Genomic DNA, 9,447 nt, shown 5'->3' with positions numbered 1-9,447 from the left:
CATATTGACCTCCAATTCAAAGTTTCGATCGGATCCGGGTTTTCGCCGTTTTGGCAGCGTTCCCTGCCCCGTCACCGTGTTTCAAGAAGTCGGACGATCAACCGCAAACAGAGAGCGTGAAGTACCCTTAGTCGTACCAGTCCGCTGTCATGGCGACGTCGCCAGTCGCGATCGCGTTAATCGGAGTGGCGGTTGCTTTCCCTGACATCTCGGTCGCGGTGGTAGCGCCGTTCGGCGCGCTCAGGGTGTTTGGTACAGCGCCACGGTTCGCGATGGCATACGTTTGCGTCAGCTCCGAGCAAGCTGTCGTACCCGCCTTTTCCCTTAACGTCGAAGGCATGGGCCGAGCCTGCTGCCAAAAGACCTATGCCGATTGCAATGAAGACGTTTCTCATCCTCTGACCTTTCTTCTACTTGTGCATCGATGACACCGCGGCAGGCGATGGACATCGTTGCTTTAAACATGTGAGCCTGATTGAATGCTCCACCTTGCAGACCTCGTAGTTTTTGCGTTCATAGCCGATGTTCAAAGCATTTCAGGTTCCGCGAGGTCACTCAAGATGCCGAGTCGTCTATGAGCAGGGTCTTGACCAGGCTGTAGGCTGAAGTCGGGTGGGTCTTGGTGGAGCGCTCGACGAGGCGATTATCTCCAACGGAAGCGGGGGAGACGCTTCACTCGTGCCTGTCGCATCTTGGACGAAGTGTCGGCTGCGGAAAGGGCGAGCGACAACATACCGCTTCGCCGTGAGTGATTAGATCCATCAGAGAAGTTTCGCCCTTAGAGCGGTGTCGGTCGACGCAGCGAAGTCGCTAGCAGCGCGAAATCAGGGTAGAGACGACCAAGAGACGCGAACACCCTAGCGAGCTTGTTGCAAGAAGGGTGGTGACAAAAAGGCAGAACAGCTGCTCAAGGCAAAAGGCGCAAGGCTACTCTTCCTGACACCCTATTCGCGGACCTGAACCCCATCGAAATGGCATTCTCGAAACTCAAGTCACACCTGCGAAAGCGGGCCGCTCGAAGCTCCGATGCAATCACCAAAGCGCTCGGCAACATAAACACCCTCTTCTCCGTCACTGAATGCCGAAACTTCTTCAAGGCAGCAGGACATGAAGCTGAATAGATGCGGCACGCCTTTAGCTGAGTGCTGCAGCGTAAAAGCCAAACAGATCCTGATTTTAGAGCGCGACGGATAGGGGGAGCAGACGAAGCGTCCTCGAGGGAAGCCAAGACCGTACGCGACGGCGATGAACGCACCGATCCGAAAAGCTGGTCCAACCCCAGTCTCTGTCGCGACGATGAGGGCGCCCTTTCGGGCGGAGGAACTTGTAACGTGCTTCTATATTGCTAGCGGTCCCAGCGCTTCCTGCAGGCGACGAACAACAACCTCGAGTGGATGTGCCACAATATGATCTGTGCCACCGGACAGCGTGATTTTCGTTCGATCAGACTGTACTTCTAGGACCGAGGCAACGTGCTCAGGGTTGATGCGGACAGCGACAGCGTCATCGCCATACTCAGCTGTGAAACTTGCAAACATAAGATTTTGTCCGAACTGTTCGAGGCTTCAGCGTGCCTCCTTTACGTTGAAATCATATTGACGAAAGGCGAGTGCCTTAGCCAGCTTCTTCGACTGCAAGTATTTTTTCGATTGCCTCAATCCGCGCCGCTCGGCGCTCCAGGCTCTTGTTCCGTCCTCGTTTCTCCGCACCCTTTGCTTGTCGGCTTGCTTGCAGATGCTCAATAAAGACGTGGTCGTCCCTAACGTTTGAAAGGCGGTCAAAGATCCAACAGAAAGTGGCAGGAAGTCCTTCAACGCTGTAGAAGCCGGTCTCAAGAGCCCTATCCTGATCGAGGATCTCCTGAAGAACGACCTGGTCCCAAATGTCGGGGTTGGCGTCGGATCGTTTCTTCCACTCCTCCAGGAGACGCAGCGTCTGGGGAGTGTCGTTCAACAGTATCGTCCCTGAAAGCAAACGCCCGTTTTCCCGGTACAGAGCGATATCGCACTCATAATGCGACAGCTGTGGCCAGGGGTTGCGGTGGAAGACGGCGTCAACGTCAACATAGAGCAGCGGTCCTCGTTGCTGCTTACGAGCCTCAAGAAGAAAAGCCGCTTTCAACGATGCGTTTCGGACCCAGCTGCCGGCACTGTCGAAAGCTGTCGTCTCGACCGAAAGACCGAGGCGCCTTGCTGACGACACCATTCGTTTCGCTTCGAACTCATAGAGGGAATTCTTCGTGTAAAACGCCACGATCGCGCCCCCCACCGCTTGGGGCGAGGCTCTGTCTGGTTGGGTTGGGAAGGGGACAAGGTGATTTCGGTATTTTGATTTCGAGGCACTGAAAAAATCGATGCACTTGTACAGAAGTTTCATGTTGATGCTGGGCTGCCATTTCGATTCGTAGCGCCTGCCTACCTGAACGTGCGAACACGATCAAGGTCTAATGCAACCTATAAGCAAATTTTGAGAAAAGCCCCGTCTAAATTCTTCGCGATGATGGCGTTGTGCTTGCTGCCGATCACGTCCTCTTCATTGTGCGCAGACGGAAACGTATATAAGCAGACGTGTTTTTGAAAGCCTCGGCGACAACATTACCAGGCTCCGCGGCACAACGGGGGCAAGGTTAATGACCTGGCGCTTACACCCGTGCCATCGATCGTGAGGCCAGGCGAAGCTGGCGTCCCCGCTAGTGCTGGACCAAGACGTACCCAGGCCGGCAAACCTGCTGCCATCCTCTGGTTGCTTGCAGATCGGTTCAATCACGGTAAAGTCGCATAGCTACTCGATCTCTTCTTCCCCACGCACCATAACGGCCATAGAATGTGTCTTCGGAGGATTCTGATGAGTACAATTACACATCTGCCCGCCCATCCGCAGGCTGGAACATGGCCCCGTGAGCGGCGTTCGGTCCTGGATTGGCTTATGAACGAAACGAGATCACAGCGGTTTCTCGACAATTTGCTGGTTGAACTGTGCGAACGCCTCTCGGCTGAGGGCGTATCGGTCGCCAGGTCGTCCCTTCATTTGAGGATCCAGCATCCGCAATGGCAAGGCGCCCGGATCTTGTGGCAGCCCGGTGCCGAGGAAGCCCATATCGATACATTCGACTACGATGTCGACACTACGGAACTGTTTTTGCGCAGGCCGGCGACGGAAATATACAACGGCGCGTCGGAGGTCCGGAAGCACCTAATTGCAAGCGATAACGAAGTCGCTGAGTATCCTTTGTTCGAAGAACTTCATCGGGACGGTTTCACTGACTATGTGGCCTGGCCGATCGAGCACACCTGGGGCAAGCGCCACGTCGTCACTTTTGCGACGAAACATGCCAATGGATTTTCCGATCATGAGATCGGCTACCTGAAGGACTTGCTGCCGGCGCTTGCCTTGGCCAGCGAAATCCGCATGAAAAATGCCATGGCCCGGACGCTATTGGAGACCTACGTCGGTCCCCATGCGAGCGCGGAGATCTTGGCTGGTGCGACGACCCGGGGTAGCGGTCAGACTGTGAGTGCCGCAATCATGATTTGCGACCTGCGCGATTTCACGGCTCTGTCCGATCTTTGGCCGCGCGACGATATCATCGAGATCCTCAACGGATACTTCGACGCGCTCTGCGAACCAGTCGAGACCCGGGGCGGCGAGATCCTGAAATTCATGGGGGACGGCCTCCTGGCTATCTTTCCGCTCAGCAACCCAAATGCCTGTGCCGATCTTCTGGGGGCGATAAAGGATGGCCGCCAACGAATGAGCGCCCTAAATGAGGAACTTGCCAAAGGTGGGAAATCGCCGCTGCGCTATGGTATCGGCGTCCACGTCGGCGACGTGATGTACGGCAATATCGGGTCTAGAAAACGTCTGGATTTCACGGCGATCGGACCTGCGGTCAATATTGCCTCCCGATTGGAAGAACTCACAAAGGTGGTAAAACGACCGGTATTGCTCTCGTCCGATTTCGTGAAACTGGTCAAAAGCTCATCGTCAGCGTTTTTTGATCTCGGATCGCATGACCTGCGTGGGCTTGAAAAACCGGTGAGCGTATTTGGGCTTGTCGACTGAGATCTCGGTCAGACACGATGAGAAGCCTGAAAGGCTCTGTACTGCTCCAAAACGAAACCGGGCGCTCAACCCAGAAACTGGGGAGCGCCCGTTCGTTGCCGAGGCTGCGAACGCCGAAGATACGGCAGGCGGCCTCAAGTGGTGCCGATATAATCCTGGTCGCTCAGAAAGTGAAGTTCTCTGAATGCAGTCCAGCTATGCGATCCGGATCGATCTCAAAGTTTGCTCCGGGCCCGAGGCGACGCGTTGCCATCGCAGCGCCCGCATCGGCGCGATAGTCTCCGGCTGCGTTGGCGAGCTTCAACAGTTGGTTAGAGACTTTGCCTGGCAAATTGCTGTAAGTAGCCTTGTGAGATTTCATTGACCCGCTAGTTTCCAGACACCAAGCTGATAGTGAGCGGAGACCCATTGCAATGCTGAAATCCTTCGAACATGTGGGCATGACCGTTAGCAATATGGATCGTGCAGTCACATTCTATTGCGATCTTCTCGGGCTGAAGCTACATCTGCGGAAAAAGACGGACGACGGCGCGGATCTGGCTTTCTTGGACGCTGACGGCGGAATGCTGGAGATCATCGCTCCCGCCAATGGCGCCAAGCGAGCTGTGGATGTGCCCGACGATACTGCAGGGTTGCGCCATCTCACCTTTCTCTATGAAGGCGTCGACCAGACCTTCGCCAGGCTGGAGGAGGCTGGGGTAGAGATAAAGGAGAGGCCGCGCTTCGCTTACAACCCTGAAGTCCTGCAAAAGGTAGCCTTCATACGCGATCCTGACGGGATCATCATCGAGCTTGCCGAGCGAAAAAGCTAAGCGCACCGGGGCTTCCGCCGAAGCGCATCCGAGCAGGCAGAATGTCGGTGGGCGGATTTATCGCATCGCTGCTGTTAAATGGGTCGAGTGTTTATCTGTGCCGGCTCCCTGCTAAGCGGCGGGGCGGAGGATGGTTGACCACAAAAACGCAGTAACGAGACCGCTTGGCGGCAATGTCCGGGCTATTTCTGACGTCAAGAACCTCGGTTTCAAGCACCGTTCTCGTCTCCGCGTCAGTCCGGTCGGGTCGTGACGATCTGGAACTGCGAGGGTTCCCGAAGTTCTTTGACTGTAGGAGAACAGTCATGCCGGCAAAACCGCAAGCGCAGCAGGGGATTCGTCCTGCCGCGTTTTCTGCACAACGCGGCGACAGGCCGGACGGCAGGTTGAAAACGCGTCGAGCCATATGGTCGGATTTCCGGTCCGAGCAGCAACTCGAATACCTCCGGTTCCCCAGGCGCAACGGCAAGCCACAGTGCGTTTGACAGAAATCAAACGGTCTAAGGAGAAAGACATGAGGAAGCCTCAACTCGTCGGCTTGAACCACGTCGCCCTGGAAGTTGGGTCTGTCGAAGACGCTTTGAAATTTTACAACGCTGTTTTCGCCTTTGAGCTGCGCGGTACCCATCAGGCTAACGATGGTTCACTGGAAATGGCATTTCTTGATATGGGTGACCAATTTCTCGCCCTGAGCCGTGGTCGACATCAAGCGCCCGACCAAAACCGACACTTCGGGCTCGTTGTCGATGATCGCAGTGCGGTTCGGGAACTAACAACCGCTGCTGGTGCCATCGTTCTCGATACGGGATTTTTAGACTTCCTCGATCCATGGGGCAATCGCATCGAAGTGGTGGAATATGCCGATCTCCAGTTTACGAAGGCGCCTGGCGTACTCCGAAGCATGGGGCTTAATCTGAGCAAGACCGCCGCGGCTGAAGAGGAAATCAGCAAGAAAGGGATGGCATGATGTCTGAGTTCACCCACGTCGTTCTGGGAGCTTCAGGTCACATCGGCAGCGTTGTGGTATCCGAGCTGCAGAGAGCCAAAATCCCAGTTCTCGCTCTTACTCACGATCAGGCCACGGCGGATCGATTGATCTCCTCTGGCATAAAAGCGCAAGCCCTTGATGTTATGGAGACAGGAGCACTGCGATCGATTTTCCGGGGTACCCGGCGTGCCTTCCTCCTCAATCCTCCTGCGGATCCGAGAGGTGACACTGACACCATGGAACGAGCGACCGCTCGAAGCATCGCCGACGCGCTGGATGGCTCCGGTCTCGAGAAAGTGGTGGTCGCATCCACCTATGGGGCGCAGCCGGGCGAAAGGATAGGCGACCTGTCCGTCCTTCACGAATTCGAGCAAATCGTAGAGCGGGCAGGGGTGCCGACCGCGGTGAACCGGGGTGCCTACTATTTCACTAACCTTGCGCCGCTTCTCGACGCCGCAAGGGAGGGCATGATCACGACGCCTTTCCCGGAAGACCTGCTAATGCCCATGGTTTCGCCGATCGATCTTGGGAAGCAGGCAGCGGCCCGATTGCGTACACCCACCGCCGACGTCGGCATCCGCTACATCGAAGGGCCAGAGCGCTACACGTTCCTTGATGTCGCGGCAGCGTTTTCGGACGCACTTGGACACGCGGTGTTGCTTCAAAAGATCCCAAATGACCAGATCGAGGCGAGTTTCAAGGAACTGGGCTTTAGTGATGCCGCGGCTGATACTTACGCTCGAATGACGCGCGCGAGTGTCGAAGCCTTAGAACGTCCCGATGATCCAGTTCGCGGTGATATCGACCTGCCTGCATGCCTTGGAGGCCTGGTTTCCTCCGCCGACGGTTCAGGAGATGGTACTGTCCTCTACTAACGGGCGTCGGTGTGCACCTGGGAGGGTCGGGCGCGTGGGCGCCCAAGAATTAGAAACCAGCCCCTGGCTCTGCCAGATAGCGCTGCTCGGCTTCGGTTGACGTTCTGCCCAACACCTGGTTGCGATGAGGGAACCTGCCGTAAGACGCGATCACCACCCGGTGCCTTTGTGCGTAGTCGAGATACTCGACGTCTCCAAGTTCTGTAAACAGAGCAACAGATCGGTCCTGCAGGCCAATGTTCTCGGCGTGTTCGAAAGGCAGGTAAAAGAAGATGCGGAACTCTTTCGGAACGCGTTTGTCGTCGCCAGTCTCGAGCGCCAGTTCAGCTTCCGCCAATGCCAGTCCGTCGGTGGCGAAGGCTAGAGCCGTTCCTCGATAGATGTTGCGTGGAAATTGATCGAGCACGACGATCGACGCCAAGCGGCTATGCGGGCTCGCTCGCCACTCTTCAGTCGGCCCGGCCGCGAGAGCAAGGTGTGTGTCGCGAAACTGGCTCTTGATCTCGCTATCGAGTTCTGCCGAGCTGTTGAACCAGTCTTCACGACCGCACTTCTCGAACCAGAAGGCGCACACTTCCTCAGGGGTACAGATCTTGCTCATGTGTTTTCGCTCCTTTCTAAACAGGTTTACCGGCAGGCCCCAGCTGTTTATCAGACGAGACGGACATCGTAGCGGGAGCAACGGCGAACATTCCTTTGCAATTTGCTCCCTCGCATCTGACAGCACCAGACCAAACGTTAGACCAACTTGCCGGTACAAGCGTTAATCACGTGTACGCTTATGGGCTATCCCCTAACGTGGATGGATGGGCAGGGAATTGACCACGAAGGTGGGCAATATTGCCAATCGCCAACCGCCGTAACGCTGCTGGGCAGAGCACTCTGCCCAGCCCGAAGGCGAAAATAATACAACCTCAGCTAGACAACTCGCATTTTGTTTGCCTTAGTAGTTTCGCGTCGCGTTGAATGACCGCGTCTGTTGGCGGTCCTGTCGAAGGGAACCCTAATGGCCTTCCTAGCTGATGTGTTTCACCAATCACCTGAGATCGCGCTGTTTTTGTCCTTGGCCCTTGGCTACTGGGTTGGGAAATTCCAATTCGGCAAGTTTCAACTCGGCGGCGTTGCCGGATCCCTGCTGGCCGCAGTGCTATTCAGCCAAGTCGGCATCCAGATCGACAACGGGATCAAAGCTGTCCTGTTTGCACTCTTCATCTATGCCGTCGGTTTTGAAAGCGGCCCCCAGTTTTTCCGATCGCTTGGAAGGCAATCGATACGTGAGATCGTCATGGCCGTTGTGCTTGCGATCAGCGGGTTGGCCACCGTCGTCGTGCTTGCGAAGGTCATGGGGCTCGATAAGGGGATTGCCGCAGGGATTGCGGCCGGCGGCCTCACTCAATCGGCGATTATCGGAACAGCCAGCTCGGCGATCGACAAGCTGGGGCTGGTGGCCGATGAGGCGCAACGTTTGCAAGCCAACGTCGCCATTGGATATGCGGTAACGTACATTTTCGGGTCGTTCGGAGCGATCATTGTCTGTGTCAACATACTGCCGTGGTTCATGAAACGAAGCATCCGTGACGATGCCGTCAAGGCGGAGGCGGAAATGCTAAAGGGCGCGCATGTTTACGGCGTCGGCGAAGCCCCTGCATTGCCTGAGTTGGTCGGACGCGTGTATCGGATCGGCGAGGGTGCTGGAATGAGCGTCAGCGAGGTCGAAGCGCTCGCGACAAATGGGGCGATCACCATCGAACGCATCAAGCGCGGCGGCAAGATTATCGGCATTGAGGCTGGGACATCACTGCAAGCGGCCGATCTCATCCTGGTCGTGGGACGTCGATCCGCCATCGTCGGACTCGAGGGGCGTCTTGGCTCCGAGGTATCAGGAGCGGAAGGGCTCGAGCTCGTCGTGACCACTCGCGACATCGCGGTGCGTGGCAAGGAGTTCGTGGACAAGACGGTTGCCCAGATACTCGATGTCAGCCGAGACCTTCGTCATGGCATCTACGTCCTAGGCGTAACGCGCGGCGGCAGCAAGCTTGAGCTTGCCGCCGACACCGTCATCAAGGCCGGGGATATCGTGACGGTTCACGGCGTCCAGGAAGACCTGCAACGTCTCGCATCCCGTGTCGGGCCGGCCATCGTTCCAAGCGACAAGACGGATTTCATATTCCATGGCCTTGGCGTCGCGGTTGGCCTGCTCGTTGGGCTCGCTGTCATTCGGGTCGGCTCTATTCCCTTGACGCTCGGATCAGGAGGCGGCGCGTTGATGGCCGGCCTGGTGTTCGGATGGTATCGAAGCCGCAACATGACGCTCGGCAATATGCCAACATCTGCGTCGACCTTGCTTCGCGATCTTGGGCTCGCGGGGTTCGTTGCCGTGGTTGGGCTACAGTCCGGACAACAGGCCGTATCGACCATCATGCAAAGTGGGCTTTCGATATTTTTCGCTGGCGTGATCGTAACGATCCTGCCTCTCGTCATCACCATGCTCGTTGGCCGCTATCTCCTGCGCTATGAGAATGTTGCGGTCTTTGCCGGCGCGCTCAGTGGATCGCGCAGCGCCAATCCAGCATTTGGCGAGATTCTCGACCAGGCCGGCAATTCCGTCCCGACGACTTCATTCGCCATCACCTATGCCCTGGCCAACGTGTTCCTGACATTGCTGGGGCCGCTCATCGTCGCGTTCGTATAAAGAGATCGGAGAAAAGCA

The 9,447-nt window shown here is 56.5% G+C and carries 8 protein-coding genes and 1 pseudogene; 6 read left to right on the top strand and 3 right to left on the bottom strand.

Annotated elements, in window-relative coordinates; genetic code table 11:
- Window positions 1–927 precede the first annotated feature (927 nt).
- Window positions 928–1,121 (top strand): annotated as a pseudogene (locus QTL96_RS15295) (IS630 family transposase); the annotation flags it as partial.
- A 493-nt stretch (window positions 1,122–1,614) separates the two neighbouring features.
- Here QTL96_RS15295 and QTL96_RS15290 read toward each other — a convergent pair.
- A complete protein-coding gene (locus QTL96_RS15290; RefSeq protein WP_289728295.1) occupies window positions 1,615–2,376 on the bottom strand; it encodes a putative nucleotide-diphospho-sugar transferase in 762 nt (253 codons plus the stop codon).
- A gap of 468 nt (window positions 2,377–2,844) precedes the next feature.
- On the opposite strand from QTL96_RS15290, the gene QTL96_RS15285 reads away from it, so the two are divergent.
- A complete protein-coding gene (locus QTL96_RS15285; RefSeq protein ID WP_289728294.1) occupies window positions 2,845–4,062 on the top strand; it encodes an adenylate/guanylate cyclase domain-containing protein in 1,218 nt (405 codons plus the stop codon).
- 163 nt (window positions 4,063–4,225) lie between these two features.
- On the opposite strand, the gene QTL96_RS15280 is transcribed toward QTL96_RS15285, so the two are convergent.
- A complete protein-coding gene (locus QTL96_RS15280; RefSeq protein ID WP_289728293.1) occupies window positions 4,226–4,423 on the bottom strand; it encodes a hypothetical protein in 198 nt (65 codons plus the stop codon).
- 52 nt (window positions 4,424–4,475) lie between these two features.
- Between QTL96_RS15280 and QTL96_RS15275 the strand changes: the two genes are divergently transcribed.
- From QTL96_RS15275 to QTL96_RS15265, 3 genes are all read left to right on the top strand, one after another.
- On the top strand, window positions 4,476–4,874 hold the full coding sequence (locus tag QTL96_RS15275) for a VOC family protein (RefSeq protein WP_289728292.1): 399 nt from the start codon (window positions 4,476–4,478) through the stop codon (window positions 4,872–4,874).
- A 514-nt stretch (window positions 4,875–5,388) separates the two neighbouring features.
- The gene (locus QTL96_RS15270; RefSeq protein WP_289728291.1) at window positions 5,389–5,841 is read left to right on the top strand and encodes a VOC family protein; all 453 of its coding nucleotides are present in this window, start codon (window positions 5,389–5,391) and stop codon (window positions 5,839–5,841) included.
- Window positions 5,841–6,737, top strand: coding sequence for an NmrA family NAD(P)-binding protein (locus QTL96_RS15265; protein WP_289728290.1), 897 nt, complete (start codon window positions 5,841–5,843; stop codon window positions 6,735–6,737). Before QTL96_RS15270 ends, QTL96_RS15265 begins: the two co-directional genes overlap by 1 nt.
- A 49-nt stretch (window positions 6,738–6,786) precedes the next feature.
- Here QTL96_RS15265 and QTL96_RS15260 read toward each other — a convergent pair whose 3' ends face one another.
- A complete protein-coding gene (locus QTL96_RS15260) occupies window positions 6,787–7,338 on the bottom strand; it encodes a DUF924 family protein (protein WP_289728289.1) in 552 nt (183 codons plus the stop codon).
- A 405-nt stretch (window positions 7,339–7,743) separates the two neighbouring features.
- Between QTL96_RS15260 and aspT the strand changes: the two genes are divergently transcribed.
- Entirely contained in the window at window positions 7,744–9,429 is a 1,686-nt protein-coding gene (gene aspT / locus QTL96_RS15255) for an aspartate-alanine antiporter (protein ID WP_289728288.1), read from the top strand.
- The last annotated feature ends 18 nt before the right edge of the window (window positions 9,430–9,447 follow it).

The organism is Rhizobium sp. S163 (assembly GCF_030380805.1).
In the GTDB taxonomy this organism is placed as follows: domain Bacteria; phylum Pseudomonadota; class Alphaproteobacteria; order Rhizobiales; family Rhizobiaceae; genus Rhizobium.
The sequence above is the reverse complement of the archived record's forward strand: the minus strand, read 5'-3'. Positions and strand labels throughout refer to the sequence as shown.

What these genes read in the sequence shown, in the direction of transcription:
- QTL96_RS15290 (WP_289728295.1), bottom strand. Translation starts at nt 2,376, where the DNA reads ATGAAACTTCTGTACAAGTGCATCGATTTTTTCAGTGCCTCGAAATCA.
- QTL96_RS15285 (WP_289728294.1), top strand. Translation starts at nt 2,845, where the DNA reads ATGAGTACAATTACACATCTGCCCGCCCATCCGCAGGCTGGAACATGG.
- QTL96_RS15280 (WP_289728293.1), bottom strand. Translation starts at nt 4,423, where the DNA reads ATGAAATCTCACAAGGCTACTTACAGCAATTTGCCAGGCAAAGTCTCT.
- QTL96_RS15275 (WP_289728292.1), top strand. Translation starts at nt 4,476, where the DNA reads ATGCTGAAATCCTTCGAACATGTGGGCATGACCGTTAGCAATATGGAT.
- QTL96_RS15270 (WP_289728291.1), top strand. Translation starts at nt 5,389, where the DNA reads ATGAGGAAGCCTCAACTCGTCGGCTTGAACCACGTCGCCCTGGAAGTT.
- QTL96_RS15265 (WP_289728290.1), top strand. Translation starts at nt 5,841, where the DNA reads ATGTCTGAGTTCACCCACGTCGTTCTGGGAGCTTCAGGTCACATCGGC.
- QTL96_RS15260 (WP_289728289.1), bottom strand. Translation starts at nt 7,338, where the DNA reads ATGAGCAAGATCTGTACCCCTGAGGAAGTGTGCGCCTTCTGGTTCGAG.
- aspT (WP_289728288.1), top strand. Translation starts at nt 7,744, where the DNA reads ATGGCCTTCCTAGCTGATGTGTTTCACCAATCACCTGAGATCGCGCTG.